Origin of the sequence: Erythrobacter sp. Alg231-14 (genome assembly GCF_900149685.1) — a bacterium.
In the GTDB taxonomy this organism is placed as follows: Bacteria; Pseudomonadota; Alphaproteobacteria; order Sphingomonadales; family Sphingomonadaceae; genus Erythrobacter.
On record NZ_LT702999.1, the window covers coordinates 2,306,917 to 2,320,913 of the forward strand.

Annotated in this window: 8 protein-coding genes; 3 read left to right on the forward strand and 5 right to left on the reverse strand. The window is 56.1% G+C overall.

Features of this window, described 5'->3' with window-relative positions; all coding sequences use genetic code 11:
- Nucleotides 1-65: 65 nt before the first annotated feature.
- Nucleotides 66-1,931 carry an AMP-binding protein gene (locus tag BQ8290_RS11060; protein WP_337661333.1) on the reverse strand — a complete coding sequence of 622 codons (1,866 nt, stop codon included), beginning with the start codon at nucleotides 1,929-1,931 and terminating at the stop codon, nucleotides 66-68.
- Between the two features lie 335 nt (nucleotides 1,932-2,266).
- Here BQ8290_RS11060 and BQ8290_RS11065 point away from each other — a divergent pair, with 335 nt between their 5' ends.
- Nucleotides 2,267-5,050, forward strand: coding sequence for a DUF3857 domain-containing protein (locus BQ8290_RS11065; RefSeq protein WP_108790181.1), 2,784 nt, complete (start codon nucleotides 2,267-2,269; stop codon nucleotides 5,048-5,050).
- A gap of 32 nt (nucleotides 5,051-5,082) precedes the next feature.
- Here BQ8290_RS11065 and BQ8290_RS11070 read toward each other — a convergent pair whose 3' ends face one another.
- Nucleotides 5,083-5,394 (reverse strand): hypothetical protein, encoded by a 312-nt coding sequence (locus tag BQ8290_RS11070; RefSeq protein ID WP_108790184.1) that lies wholly within the window; start codon nucleotides 5,392-5,394, stop codon nucleotides 5,083-5,085.
- Between the two features lie 89 nt (nucleotides 5,395-5,483).
- Here BQ8290_RS11070 and BQ8290_RS11075 point away from each other — a divergent pair, with 89 nt between their 5' ends.
- Together BQ8290_RS11075 and BQ8290_RS11080 are read left to right on the forward strand one after the other, a co-directional pair.
- On the forward strand, nucleotides 5,484-6,611 hold the full coding sequence (locus tag BQ8290_RS11075) for a helix-turn-helix domain-containing protein (protein ID WP_337661334.1): 1,128 nt from the start codon (nucleotides 5,484-5,486) through the stop codon (nucleotides 6,609-6,611).
- A gap of 92 nt (nucleotides 6,612-6,703) precedes the next feature.
- Nucleotides 6,704-8,662, forward strand: a complete 1,959-nt coding sequence (locus BQ8290_RS11080; RefSeq protein ID WP_108790190.1) for a S41 family peptidase — start codon at nucleotides 6,704-6,706, stop codon at nucleotides 8,660-8,662.
- Here BQ8290_RS11080 and BQ8290_RS11085 read toward each other — a convergent pair.
- The 3 genes from BQ8290_RS11085 to BQ8290_RS11095 all read right to left on the reverse strand — a co-directional run bounded on the left by BQ8290_RS11085 (nucleotide 8,631) and on the right by BQ8290_RS11095 (nucleotide 13,947).
- On the reverse strand, nucleotides 8,631-10,238 hold the full coding sequence (locus BQ8290_RS11085; RefSeq protein WP_108790193.1) for an ATP-binding cassette domain-containing protein: 1,608 nt from the start codon (nucleotides 10,236-10,238) through the stop codon (nucleotides 8,631-8,633). The genes BQ8290_RS11080 and BQ8290_RS11085 overlap by 32 nt on opposite strands.
- A gap of 71 nt (nucleotides 10,239-10,309) precedes the next feature.
- Complete coding sequence (locus BQ8290_RS11090; RefSeq protein WP_108790196.1) at nucleotides 10,310-12,481, reverse strand: S46 family peptidase; 2,172 nt, start codon at nucleotides 12,479-12,481, stop codon at nucleotides 10,310-10,312.
- 125 nt (nucleotides 12,482-12,606) lie between these two features.
- Nucleotides 12,607-13,947 (reverse strand): alkaline phosphatase PhoX, encoded by a 1,341-nt coding sequence (locus BQ8290_RS11095; RefSeq protein ID WP_108792323.1) that lies wholly within the window; start codon nucleotides 13,945-13,947, stop codon nucleotides 12,607-12,609.
- Nucleotides 13,948-13,997: the final 50 nt, after the last annotated feature.

The following is a 13,997-nucleotide window of genomic DNA, read 5'->3' on the forward strand; positions in this document are numbered from 1 at the left end:
AATCGATCCGCGCTCCGTCATCGGATATTCTAAAAATCGGATTTGATGGCATCTTTGGTGTGGGTTCAAAGGTCGCCGCGATTCGCAAATTTGGTTTGCGCATGTTCGACTACAATGGGGTCTTCGATGGTCTGTGGTATGGTTATGGTGTCGCCATTTACGATAGCTCGCAGCAAATTGCGCAGGATTTTGCCCGATCGTGTTTTGGGCAACGCATTGAGCGCGACGACGTCACGCGGGGTTGCGATCGGGCTGATTTGGGTTCGAACGGCTTGGATAATCTCTGCCTCGGGTTGATCCGATCCATCGGATGCGGCGACGAAGAATGCCACCGGCACTTCGCCCTTTAACTCATCACGCCCCCCAATCACGGCGCATTCTACGACCGATTGGCAACCGGCTACGACCTCTTCGATCTGGCCGGTCGAAATGCGGTGCCCGGCAACATTGATGATGTCATCGGTCCTGCCCATTACACAATAGGATCCATCGGCGCCCATCACACCGGCATCGCCGGTCGCGTATCGCCCATCGAAACTTTCGAAATATCCATCAAACCCGATCTGATTGAGCCACAGGGTCCGAAAACTACCCGGTGGCAGGGGTTTCGCGATCACCAGATTGCCGGTTGCTTGGGACGCGACACTGACGCCATCATCATCCACCACGTCAAAGGCGAATCCGGGAACAGGGTAGCCTGCCGCACCGGTCGCGGCCGGCTCGCTGCCAAGGCCGATACAGGTCGCCAACGCCGGCCAGCCCAGCTCCGTTTGCCACCAATGATCGATGACCGGTCGATCAAGCTGCGCGCCGACCCATTCGACAGTATCAGGATCGGCGCGTTCCCCGGCGAGAAACAGAGCGCGCAAGGATTGCGGATTGGCCTTTGTCAGCAGTTCGCCATCCGGGTCAGCCGCTCGGATCGCCCGAATGGCGGTTGGCGCAGTGAAAAGCACCGAAACATTGTGCCGTGACACAATCTCCCAGAATATGCCTGCGTTCGGAGTGCCAACGGGTTTACCCTCAAACAACACCGTCGCATTGCCATTCAACAAAGGGCCGTAAACGATGTAGCTGTGTCCGACGACCCAACCGATATCGGACGCCGCCCAGTAAGTTTCGCCCGGTTGCACCCCGTAAATGTTGGACATCGACCAGGCGAGAGCCACCGCATAGCCGCCTGTTTCGCGCACAACGCCCTTCGGCTTTCCGGTAGTGCCGGACGTGTACAGAATATAGAGTGGATGATCCGCAGCGACATCAACACAAGGCACCGCCTCTGCCTTTGCTACGGCTTCATTCCAGTCGACATCGCGATCATCGGACAGGTCTGCGGTAAGCTGGGGCCTTTGCCAAAGGGCAACCGTTGGTCTTTCCCCGCACGCCAAAGTGATCGCATCATCGACAATTGGTTTGTATGGGATGACTCGTGCCCCTTCGATCCCACATGACGCGGTTAGGATCAGCGTTGGATCACAATCATCGATGCGTTTGGCGAGCTCTGCTGCAGAAAAGCCGCCGAACACGACCGAATGGACGGCCCCGATCCGCGCGCACGCAAGCATCGCAAAAACCGCTTGAGGGATCATCGGCATATAGATGATGACACGATCGGATTGCGCGGTGCCAAGCGCGGCCAACATCCCGGCGGTTTGGGCGACCTCGGATTGAAGGTCGGCGAAACTGTAGGTTTCTTGATTGCCGGTGACTGGGCTTTCAAAAATCAATGCGGGATCATCGCCGCGACCTGCATCGACATGTCGATCAATCGCATTGTGGCAAATGTTCAACGTGCCCCCGGCAAACCACGCGGCGTCTTCATGTTCCAATGCGGTCGTTGGAAAATTGGCCCAATCAAGCGCGCGGGCGGCATCGAGCCAAAATCCATTGGGGTCATCAACGCTGGCGCGATATGTCGCATCGTAATTCATATTCGACGATCCTTTGCCCATTGTGTGATGCCATATCCGACGTTTCACGGGCCGTGTCACGCACCCGTTTTGGGCCAAGACAAGGTGACGTATGCCGTGACCTGGCCAATCACGGTTTCGTTGAAGCCGACCTTACAAGGCAAGGGTAAGAAGAAGCGTTGCCAACTGACGGCACTAAGAGCCGTTAAGGGCCTGCGCCCAAAGAGGCGGTGTATGCGTTCTTTGAATATGCAACACGACTAAGATCGATATTGGCCCGATCCCAGCGCATTAGTGTGCCGGTATGTTGTTGTTTTTCTATTGCTAAGATCAATTTGATCCGCCTACTCATTCTTATGCGTATCATTATTGTTCCAACGCTTTGTGCGTTCGCCTTGTCCGTCCCTGCTTTTGCTGGCGATCAAGTCATCTACGGATCATCGCCCGATTGGGTTGAACCCACCACAATTGATGCGGCGCAACGATCGTCGAACTCCCCTGTGGTTTTGATCGACCAACAAGCGCGCATCGATGATGGGCAATTGTGGACGCATCAAACAACCGCCGTCGCTCTCGGCAGTCCAGAGGCGTTGACGCGGTTTGGAACTGTTTCGGCGTCGTGGTTGCCGGATAAAGGAGATTTGATTGTTCATTCGGTCGAATTGATCCGCGACACGGAGGTCATCGATCTGATCGATGGCGGCGCCGAATTTGAGGTGATTCGGAGAGAGCGCGGGTTGGAGGCACGGCTGCTCAACGGGGTGTTGACGGCAACCATGACCGTGCCCGGTGCGCGGGTGGGGGATATCTTGCGTCTGTCCTATTCGACGACCCTCTCGGATCAGGCCATGCGCGAAAATGTGCAGTGGCAATCGCCTTTGATTGCCGATCCATTCCCGTTGGAAAGTGGGCGAGTAAGCGTGTCTTGGCCAAGCGATATGGACGTATCGCGGGTGCGGATCGGCGATGCTGGTCTTACCGAACCGGAATTGGCCGATGGGTTCTACACGTGGAGTGTTCAGCTACCCATTGAAGAGCCAAGCCCCATGCCAACCGATGCGCCGTTGCGGTATTTGATGGGCGATTTGATGCAGGTTACGACCTATCAAAGTTGGTCCGACGTTTCGCAAAGCATGGTTCAGCACTACGATCCCATTGACGCGATCGCGCCAGGCGGTGAATTGGCGAACCGCGTGGCAGAGATCGCCGGGTCAAGCGATGATCCGCTTGAAAGAACTGCGCTGGCTTTGCAGCTTGTCCAAGACGAGATCAGCTATTTGTTGAACGGTTTGAACGGCGGCAATTATCTACCTCAATCACCGCAAGAGACTTGGGAAAATCGCTTTGGTGATTGCAAAGCCAAATCGCTGTTGTTGCTCGCCATTCTTCAAGAATTGGGCGTTGAGGGAGAATTGGTTCTCGTCCGCACCCAAGGCGGGGACGCGCTCCCATCGTTGGCGCCGATGCCCGGCAATTTTGATCACATGATCGTGCGTGCCGATATTGACGGGAAAAATTACTGGTTGGATGGCACCACTGCCGGAACACGCTTGCCCAACATCGATACGGTGCCGCGTTTCTTTTTTGCATTGCCCTTGCGCGAAGAAGGGGCAGATCTAATGCCGCTCGATCTGCGCCCACCGTCGACCCCCGATCAAATTGTGCGTCTTTCGGTCGATCAATCGGCTGGCATTCGGATCCCAAGTTTGATCGATGTGGAGCTTGAATTTCGTGGTCCGTTGGCCGCCCAATGGCGCGTGGTCGCCGAACAAGATGATGCGGACGTAACAAGGCAGGCCGTCTACAATTCGATTTCCAACGTGGTTCGCGGCCCTCAACTCGTAGATCGGTCGGTAACCTTTGATCCGGAAACCGGGATCGCAATCATCAGTGCGCGGGGCCTCGTCACAACTGGATGGAGTCGCGATCGGTCACAATATGAATTGGAGCCACCCGCTCAGGCGGCGAAGAATGTCGGCTTTTCAACCGATCGGGCGCGTGCAGCATGGCGGGACATTCCGCTCCGCTTGAATGGACCGGTCTACTACTTAAGCGAATTGGACATCACTCTACCGGATGGTTCTGGGCAATTCGAAGTAGATGGATCCAACGAAAGAACCGAAATCATTGGCGGGGTCGAATTGAATTCGAACGCGGCGTTGAACGGCAACCGTTTTACCATGTCTCAAAGCATGCGCAGCGTTGCGAATGAATTGAACGCCGATGAAATCTCTGCCGCACGCCGCAGCCTTGCGCGGTTCGATCGGGCTCTCCCGGTCTTGAGGTCTCCGACAAAGATCCGCGAATTGTGGGAGTATTTTGGCGATGATCGCGCTTTGCTGGAAGAGCACACGGCAGTGTATCGGCAGGCCATCGAAGAGGCCGATGATGATGATACCGGCCCGCTGATAAATCGCGCGCGTTTTCGTCACGGTGTGTTTGATCATACAGGGGCGCTGGAGGATGTTGAGGCGGCCTATGAAATCGAAGCTTCGCGCCCGATTTATTTGATGAGAGCGGCGCTGCGTTTGGAGAATGGTGATCTCGAGAACGCTCTCGAGGATTGGCGATTGGCCGAAGACCTTCAACCCGATGGTTCGACTTACAGCACACAAATCAACCTGCTCGCTTTGTTGGGTCGACCAGAGGAAGGTTTGGAACTGGCGGACGAATACCGCCAAATTGTGGATGATGTCGTTGGCGAAACCAACTTAGAGGCGATGGCGCTTGGTTGGGCGGGGGAGGCCAGCGAAGGGTTGGAATTGCTCGAAAGCCTTGCCGCGCAAAGACCGGGCGATGGACGATTGCTCAACGCGATTTGCTGGCAGGCGGGCATCTGGGACGAAATGAACGCCGAACGGCTCGAAACCTGTGTCGCGGCCGTTGAGAAAAGCGAATATTCCGCTCAGGCCTTGGATAGCCGCGCGCTTGCCCATTTTCGGATGGGTGACATGGACGCCGCATTGGGGGACATAAACGCGGCTTTACTGGCCGAGCCCAGCTTTTCCGGTTCGCGGTTGTTGAGGGGAATAATCCGGATCGCGAGCGGCGATCGCGATGGTCGCGAAGATGTGGACCTTGCCCTGGCCATGCGGCCGTCGCTGCGCGCGCGCTATTCTGCGTGGGGGTTGGAATTTTAGGGCGCGGTCAAAACCGTATCTGACACAAAACCCTATAGCGATCGCAGGTGCGCGGTGATGTCCGTCTTGCTCACAACGTCGGCATATTTCGCTTCCAAATCGAACAGGCTGGCTTCGTCAGGGCCATCGTGGCGATCGCCCATTGCGTTGCCTTTTACGAAATACCGCAAAGGCTTGGCCTTTTCATAGATACGACCTCCGTCGATAGCGGATGGGTGATAGGCGACATTGGTGAGAATGATCAGAATGCTCGCTTTGCGTGCCGCCTCCCGCACTCTTTGGCGCGCGCACCGGCCATGCGCAATGCAGCATTTATACCGTCGCAATTCGTAAATTTCTCCCATCCAAAGTCTATCATCGTGTGAATTAAGACGTCTCAATTCGCCGAATGGCCTAGCGCCCCGGGATGTTTTTAGACAAGCAGTGGAATACGATGGACGGCTTCGATCAATTGGCAATGAACTGGCGATCGGCCCTTTTGGGGCTGATAATCATGTGCACCTTGGCTGCGCTTGTGTCGTTGATGCGGCGCGGGATCGAACGGCGTGCGGTGATTTGGTTCGTCGTTTTCGTGTTATCCGGCGGCGTGTCCGCGATCCCGATGGTGATTGGGTTTGCCGGTGCGTACGATATTTGGCCCGGCCTCACATTCCTGCCGACACAAATGGCATTGTTCTATGGTCCTGCGATTGCTTTGCACGCGCGGGAATTGATTTTGGGCCGACAATCACGCCGGACATGGTGGCTGTTCGCGCCGGGCATCGTCTATTGGCTTTATCAATTGTGGGCGTTCACGATGCTGGGCGATTACCGGGCGAAATGGGCGTTTACAAAGGCGGTGCAGGATCCGTACATCTACCCGCTTGCCATGGGGCTGGCCTTTGGATTGGCTGCGGCTTGCTTGTTTCATGCGGCGAAGCTGCAACGCGGCTATGTCGCGTGGTTGAAAGACAATCATTCCAACGACGAACATTTTAGCCCGCGGTGGATCACGCATCTGGTCGTGTTGTCGGCCATCGTGGCGGTCTTTTGGGCATGTGAGTTTATCCTCGCCCGTTGGTTCGGCTACACCTACGCCCAAGTCTTTATCTGGGATTTCGTCGCTCTTTTCGCGGTGTTCGTCATCAGCTTGGAGGCGTTGGCCGGCATAGATCGACCATTCCCCAAAATGACCAAACCCGACCCGGTCGATACAATAGAGCCGCCCGAAAAACCGGAACGGGATTGGGCAGAAGAAGGGGAGCGGTTGAAGGCCGAAGTCTTAGCGCGAAAATGGCATTTGGAGCCTGGATTGTCGCTCCAGATTTTGGCGCGCCGTTTCGGCACCAATCAGGCCTATCTTTCGCGTGCCATCAACCAAGGATTGGGTCAGAATTTCAGCAGCTTTATAAACGGATTGCGCGTTGATTATGCCAAGGAATTAATCCGCACCGACGCCACATCGATGATCGATATCGCGATGGAGACCGGCTTTGGATCGAAGGCCAGTTTCAATCGAGCGTTCAAAATGCATGCCGGCATCAATCCCAGCGAATTCAAACGCCGATGTGATGCGGAATAGAGCGTCTCAAATCATAAAAAGCGCATGAAATTCTTGGATTGGGGCGCGCTGTTTTCCCTGCGGCCTAAACGAGGTGTCCAAGGAGACATTCAATGCAATCAGCGACCGTCGTAAGCAAACAGACCCTTTCCATCCTAGGCGCCGCAGCAGCGTTTTGTGCGACTCCGGTATTTGCGCAATCCGCGCCGCAGGATCGTTGGTTGAGTGTCGATGCGGTGCAATCGGACATTGCGCTTGCTCAAGAGGCGTATGAACGCGTTCACCCCGGCTACACGCGATATGCCAGTGAAGCCGAAATGGACGCGGCTTGGGCCGGAGTCGTGGCCCGGGCACAAACGGATGGCGGCATGCGTTTGGCGGATTTCTATTTGGCGGTGGAGCGCGTCCTTACACATATCCGTTGCGATCACACTAAGGCGGAATTGCCGCGCGCCATGCGTGAGGCGCGATTGGGTCAACCGCTCTACCTGCCGTTTCGATGGCAATTGGTCGAAGGGCACGGATTGATCCGTACGGCGGACCCCGCGACTGGGTTAAGGCAGGGCGATGAAATTGTCGCCATTGATGGCCGTTCATTGGAGGATGTGGTCGCCGCGGTTAGCTCATATATCCCTGTCGATGGCTACACCGAATGGTCGCGAAACGCCGGTGTTTCGGAATCGCTGGAATTCATGGGCGGTGCCGTGGATCATTTCGGCATGTTGTTGTGGGAGGCGCCGGAAATCGCCCGCATCGCCGTTCGCGATGCGGAAGGGGGAGAGCGTCTCATTGAAGTCCCGCGGATTGCGTTCGACGCGTGGACCCAATTGTCATCCCAGACGGAAGGAGCGGGAGCGGCGAATTTTGCCGATGCGGTGCATTTCGAAACGCTGACCGATGATGTCGGCTATCTAAAAGTCGATACGTTTGTGAACTATCGAAATCCAGTCGATCCCAACGCAGTGTTTGAACCGATTTTCAATGCTTTGGCGGAACAAGGGTCGAGCACCTTGATCCTAGATCTAAGACAGAATGGCGGGGGGTCGACCGACGCGGCGCAGGCATTGGCCCGCCATCTGCTCGAAGAGACCCAGGCGCTCAAATTGTCCATGTCAGTGGCGACCTTGGATCTTTCCGGATTGAGAGAGCATCTTACAACATGGGATGCGCGCGCCTTGAATCCCGATCCTCGCGGTTTCATCGCTCAAGACGATGGCACGTTCACTTTGCGGGATGGTATTGCGGATGACACGGCCGTTTTGGAACCGGCGGATGCGGCGTTCCAAGGGCGACTGATCATCTTGACCAGCAATTCCAATTCATCGGGCAGCACCAATTTGTTGGCCGTCCTAAGCCAACAGGATCGCACCATTTTGATCGGTGAACCGACTGGGGGCAGCGCCGAAGGTCCCACCGCAGGCATTCAGTTCACTTTGACCCTGCCGCAAAGCGGGGTTCGCACGCGAATCCCTGTGTTTCAGTTCCGCAACAATGTTCAGTCATTCGAAATTGGGATGGGATTGTCGCCGGACATTGCTGCCTCAATGACCGTCGCGGATTTTCGGGCCGGGCGTGATCCGGCGCTGGATATGGCATTGGCCTTGGCTCAGGAGGACGATGTTGATCCCGCTGCGCAGTTCGAAAATGGCGTCGCTACAGTAGACGATTTCGCGATCGTCGCCGGCGACGATTGGAGCGGGACGCTTGAATATCTAAACTACAACAGCGACACGCGTTCCTCCATTCCGGTCCGTTTAGTCGCCCGCGAACCCCAAGGCCGCACAATGCGATATGGGATCGCTTACCCCGGTGAAGAAGACAAGAACGCCAACGATCGCCTGCGTGTTTCGCGCGATGGGACCCAAATCAACGGATACGCTATCGTCCAACGTTTCACTGATCCAGAGCGCGGCACCGTTTTGGTCACCCAAGGGGCCGGCCGTGATGACAACCGACCGGCGGATATCCGTTTAACCTACGAAATCGCCGCTGATCGTTTTGTCATCAGCAAAGACGTGCGATTTGCCGATGGAGAATGGATCAATCGGAATTCTTACCGGTTGCAACGCTGATCGCGCCGATATCGATGAACCGGTGAATGCCGATGGCATCTAAGAAACGGCGATCGTGGCTTACCACCATCAATGCCCCATCAAAGGTCGCCAAAGCGTTTTCGAGCAACTCGACTGTTTCAATGTCGAGATGATTCGTCGGTTCATCCAAAATCAACAGCCACGGCGGCCGTGCGCCCGCCAAAGTACAGGCAAGTCCGGCGCGGAGACGTTCCCCGCCCGATAGCGTGCCGACGGTTTGCAATGTGTCGCGATTGCGGAATGCGAAATGGGCGCAGGCCGCATAGGCTGCCTCTTGGCTCAATTCCGGGTTCAAACGCCGGAAATTGTCGAGGATGCTGGCGGCCGAATCCAGAATGCTGATGTGTTGATCCAGCATGACGGTGCGTTCCGTCGCCCGGCAATGTGTCGCGTGATCCGGTTTTAGCGATCCCGATGCGATCTTCAGGAATGTGGTTTTGCCTGACCCGTTGTGCCCGCAAATTGCGATCCGTTCGCTCCCGCGAATTGTACAAGACCAAGGTCCAAATTGGAGTTGGCCAAGATCCAATACGGCCCCGTCTATGGTCAAAATATCGGTGCCCGATACGATGCCGGTCTTTGGCAGATCAATTGTGATTGGCTTGATGACTTCAACTTGAGTGCGGGCTTCGTTCAATTGTGCTTTGGCGGATCCGATCCGTTGTTTTGCAATCCGCCCTTGTGATGCACCGCTGTTTTCGGCGCGTTCTGCCTTTTTGCCCAACAATATGGCCGGTTGGGAACCGGTTTCTGCCGCGGCGCGACCGGCTTTGTCGCGGCGTTGCTGTTTTTCTTTTTCGCGCTGCGCGGTTTGTTCCGCTTGGCGTAATGCATGGCCTGATCGTTCAAGTTCTGCCTGCGCCCGTTCGCGTTCGGCATCGCGAAGTTCCGCGAATTCCTGCCATCCGCCAGTGACGATTCTAACTCCGATCGGTGTCACTTCAACGATCTTGTCCATCGCGACTAACAATTCGCGATCATGGCTCGCAACGATGACAGCGCCGCGCCAGCTTTCGATCAAGGAACGGACTGCGTCCCTGCCTGTTTGATCCAAATTGTTCGTCGGCTCATCCAAAAGGAGTAAGTCGGGCCGTTCAATCAAAAGCCGCGCTATGCCGATCCGCGTGCGTTCTCCGCCGGAAAACGATCCCATAGTCCGGCTCAGCGCATCTTCACTCAAACCGGTTTCGGTAAGCGCCGATGCGATCCTCTGCTCCAACGTCCAATCCGCGTTGGCGAAATCGTCTGTTGATCCATCGCCGGCGGCAATGCGGCGCAGAGTTTCGAGGTCTTCGGCGACGCCCAACGCAGCGGACACATCCATATCCGGTGACCATTCTTGCGCCAAAACGCCTACAGTCCCGGCGCAAAGCACCGAGCCTGAAGCGGGTTTTAGTGTTCCGGCGATTACCTTCAACAATGTCGATTTGCCGGACCCGTTGCGCCCAACCAATCCGATCCGCTCTGTCCCTACAGACAGGGACAAATCATCGAACAAGCGCCGGCGGTCGGGCGTCCGCACGCATAGACGATCAAGGGTGAGGATTGAGGACATTTATTTAACTTCAAGTTTGCATGGCAGCGGACCGCCGGTTGCCCTGTTTAATCAATCCTCACCCAAAAATTTTATCGAACAATGTCCATTTCCGCGATCAATGCATCGGCTCCATCGACTTTTTCCATCACCCATAACATGTACCGCGTATCGACATGAATCGTTCGCGTTGTGCGAGGGTCAAAATCCCAATCGGAATTGACGCTTTCAAACGTGCCATCGAACAACAAGCCGACCAATTCAGCCCGGGCGTTCAATGTCGCCGATCCACTGTTGCCACCCGTGCTATCAAGGTCTGTTAGGAAATTCACAGGGACCGAGCCTATGCTGTCCAAGGCGTAATCCCCGTAATCGCGGGCCTCGACGCGGTCGAGCAACGTTTGCGGCGAGTTGAAGGGATTTTCGCCAGTGTCTTTATCGGCGATCCCTTCGAGCGTGGTGAATGGAAGATATGCCATCCCATCGCGCGGAGATCCGCCCAGCACACTGCCAAAGGTCACACGCAATGTGCTGTTTGCATCTGGATATGTCAGACGGCCATCCTCGCGCTGCCACGCGGTGATCGCTTCCATATAAGCAGGGCGCAATGCAAGAGACCGGCCTGCGCGCTCTTCGCCTTGTGCTTCCAATCCGCGCCCGTAATCATACATGGCCACCGCCAATTGCATGAAGGGGTCTTCGCTGGCCTCCAACTCGTCTGGCGTCGCATCCATCATTGCCAATCGAGTGTCGACATCTCCTAATGTTGTGTCGGCGTAGAACCTATCCAGCAAAGCAGGAAGTTTGTCCGCCGTCGTTTCGTCCGTCAATCCCAAGGCGGCATCAAAAGCGGCCACGCGTTCGTCGGTTGGTTGCGCAATATAGCCGGTCAAGAACAACGCCCATTCTGCTTTATCAACGGCCGGATCGAACCGACGGTCCAACGCTTGCATCCCTTGGCGGAAGAACGTCATATCACGCTCTTGATAACCCGGTTCGCGTTCTGCGTTGGGCAACGCTTTTTCTTGAGCCAATCGGTACAACCGGCGGGCGGTTGAAAAAAGGCTGGGCCGGGAAACATTGCGAAACCAGAAATTGGTGCGCGCGGCTTGCGCGCTTTCTTCGGACAGAGCGCCCAGCGCGGCAATCGCTTCGCCATATTCTGCGCGTGATGGGTCGGCCGCGATCCATTCGGAAAGCGCGCTTTCGCGCATGCGGCGCCGTTCAACCAATCCTACCCGACGCGCGCCTTCGATTTGGCCGCGCAGGTTTTTCTCAAAATTGTTGAGACCGGCAAGCCGCGATTCGTATTTTACGCGGGAGTCCGACCCTTCGGGTGCGGCGGCCTCGATGGTGTCGATCCAATCGTTCAACAGACTTTCGAATGTGGGATAGGTCCAATTGAATGTGTTTTCCACTTCGGCCATCAATGTGTATCGGCTGGTCGATCCCGGGTAGCCTGCGGCCATAACGAAATCGCCGTCATCCAATCCGGCGGCGCTAACCTTTAGATGGTGTTCCGGCGCGTATGGGACATTGTCTTCGGCATAATCTGCAGCCGATCCATCGGGCGCTACATAGGCGCGGTAAAACGCAAAATCACCGGTGTGACGAGGCCACTGCCAATTGTCGATGTCGCCGCCATATTTACCAATGGAGTCTGCAGGTGCGTAGACAAGTCGGACATCACGAACTTCCAATCTCTTGACCAATTTGTATTGAGCGCCGCCGTAAAAACTGGCGACTTGACAGCGATAGCCGCTTTCTTCTTCGCATTCGGCAGTGATGTCTTTGGATCGTTGTTCGATAACCGCGTACCGTTCAGTTGCGGCAAGATCACCTGTGCCTGCACGCATGCGATCGGTGACATCGGTCACTTCAGTGGTGACGTAAATGCGAGATCCTGGCGCGGCGGGCAATTCGCCCGAAAGGCCATCGGCAAGAAAGCCGTCCGCAAGGTAGTTGTTGTCGGCGGTTGAATTGTATTGAACCGATCCGCGCGCGCAATGATGGTTTGTAACAACTAAGCCTTGCTCGGACACAAAGCTGGCCGAACATCCGCCTAGTGATACGACCGCGCCCATAGGAAATCCGGTCAAATCGGCCAAAGCGTCTGGCTCAATTTCCAATCCCGCTTCTTCCAATTCTGCACTGATTTCCTGCAATTGATCCGGCGTGAACATACCCTCTTTTGCAAGGGCAGGCGCAGCGATTGTTGAACCGCCAATAAGCAGGCCGAGAGATAAGAGTTTGAGGTTTTTCATAAGGTGACCCTACAATGATGCGCACGGTACCCGGCCGGGCCATTGCGCGTTGAATGTTACAATATATCGTTGGCGGCGGTCTAAGAGGTTTCCGATCTAACCGCAACCGATTGTGGCGTCGTCAATTACGTCGCCCATGGCCCCGTAATCGCAAGAGTCCGCGTCGGCGCATAGGCGTTGACAAAGAACCATTTGCCGTCGGGTGAAAAACACCCCCCCGCAGGCTCCGTTTGCATGCGCAGGCGGGCGAATTCATACGGATTGCCATCGGGTGTGATGCCGCGAACATGGTTGTCGACCACGTCTGTGTATTGGTCTTCGCACACCAACAGATGGCCGCTGGGAGCCACGCATAGGTTGTCGCCAAAATTGAATTGGTCGGGGCTCTCGCTTTCGAAGAAGAGCTCGACCTGATCGGGTTTTTCACCGCGCCCGGGAACAAACCGGAAGATTTGGCCCAATTTCATTACGCCGCCGCTGGTGGAGCACGCGAACAGATCGTCGATGCCCATGTGCAGCCCTTCTCCGCGAGCGATCATTGCGGCGCCTTTGCCGATTGCGCGCGTTCGCAGATCGTCTTGCGGGGCCTCTACATTGTCGAGATCGATCCAGCTTACGTTATAAGACTGCCCCACTGGCATGGTGGCCGCGTCCCAATTGCGCGTGTCCGTCAGACCATCGACAACCATCGCCTGTAACGTGCCGCCCTTTGCCAAGTCGCCCGGCATGTTTGGCACAAATCGGTAAAATACGCCGTCATCGCGATCTTCTGTCATATACACATAGCCGGTTGCCGGATCGACGCAGGCGGCTTCGTGATTGAAACGACCCATCGCGCGCAGCGGGGTGGGTTCAACCAATCCGCTGGCGGATCCGGGCACTTCGAACACCCATCCATGGTTCACGGCCAATCCATCGCCGTATCGTTGGCCCGGTCCGGTCGGTGCCTCTTCGCATGTCAGCCAGGTACCCCATGGAGTGACCCCGCCCGAACAATTGCGGATTGTGCCGCCCAATGTGCGCATTTGGCGTTTGACGACCAAAGTGCTGGCATCAAGAACAATATTGGTTGTGCCGCCGGGGACAATCGCACCGTTATGCGTGCCAAACCCTTTTTCAATCGAACCGCCAGCGTCGTCGCTCGGCACGAGTTCATGGTTTCGGACCAGCACAATTTCGCCGTTGCCCAAATCAAGGCAGCCCATGCCATCGGCCTTATCTGGAACCGTTCCACCGTCGGTCATCGCGTCGCCCAAACTGGACAGGACGCGGTAGGAAAACCCCTCTGGCAAATCGAGGATCCCGGCCGGGTCAGGGCGCAACGGTCCATAGTCGGAAAAAGCCCCGTTTGCGCCACCGCCGGTTAAGGCTGCGCCGCGCGTCATACATCCGCTCGCTAAGAGCGCTGCGAAGGCGCTGCCGGTTGCGGTCATGAATTGGCGGCGATCTGAATTCGGCAATCGCATTGCGATGACCCCTTTTAACAACGGAAGAACGACAACGTAGCGCGATGCTA

Excerpts from the sequence above, each read along its gene's own strand:
- BQ8290_RS11075 (WP_337661334.1), top strand. The coding sequence starts at position 5,484 with ATGGACGGCTTCGATCAATTGGCAATGAACTGGCGATCGGCCCTTTTG.
- BQ8290_RS11090 (WP_108790196.1), bottom strand. The coding sequence starts at position 12,481 with ATGAAAAACCTCAAACTCTTATCTCTCGGCCTGCTTATTGGCGGTTCA.
- BQ8290_RS11095 (WP_108792323.1), bottom strand. The coding sequence starts at position 13,947 with ATGCGATTGCCGAATTCAGATCGCCGCCAATTCATGACCGCAACCGGC.
- BQ8290_RS11080 (WP_108790190.1), top strand. The coding sequence starts at position 6,704 with ATGCAATCAGCGACCGTCGTAAGCAAACAGACCCTTTCCATCCTAGGC.
- BQ8290_RS11070 (WP_108790184.1), bottom strand. The coding sequence starts at position 5,394 with ATGGGAGAAATTTACGAATTGCGACGGTATAAATGCTGCATTGCGCAT.
- BQ8290_RS11085 (WP_108790193.1), bottom strand. The coding sequence starts at position 10,238 with ATGTCCTCAATCCTCACCCTTGATCGTCTATGCGTGCGGACGCCCGAC.
- BQ8290_RS11065 (WP_108790181.1), top strand. The coding sequence starts at position 2,267 with ATGCGTATCATTATTGTTCCAACGCTTTGTGCGTTCGCCTTGTCCGTC.
- BQ8290_RS11060 (WP_337661333.1), bottom strand. The coding sequence starts at position 1,931 with ATGAATTACGATGCGACATATCGCGCCAGCGTTGATGACCCCAATGGA.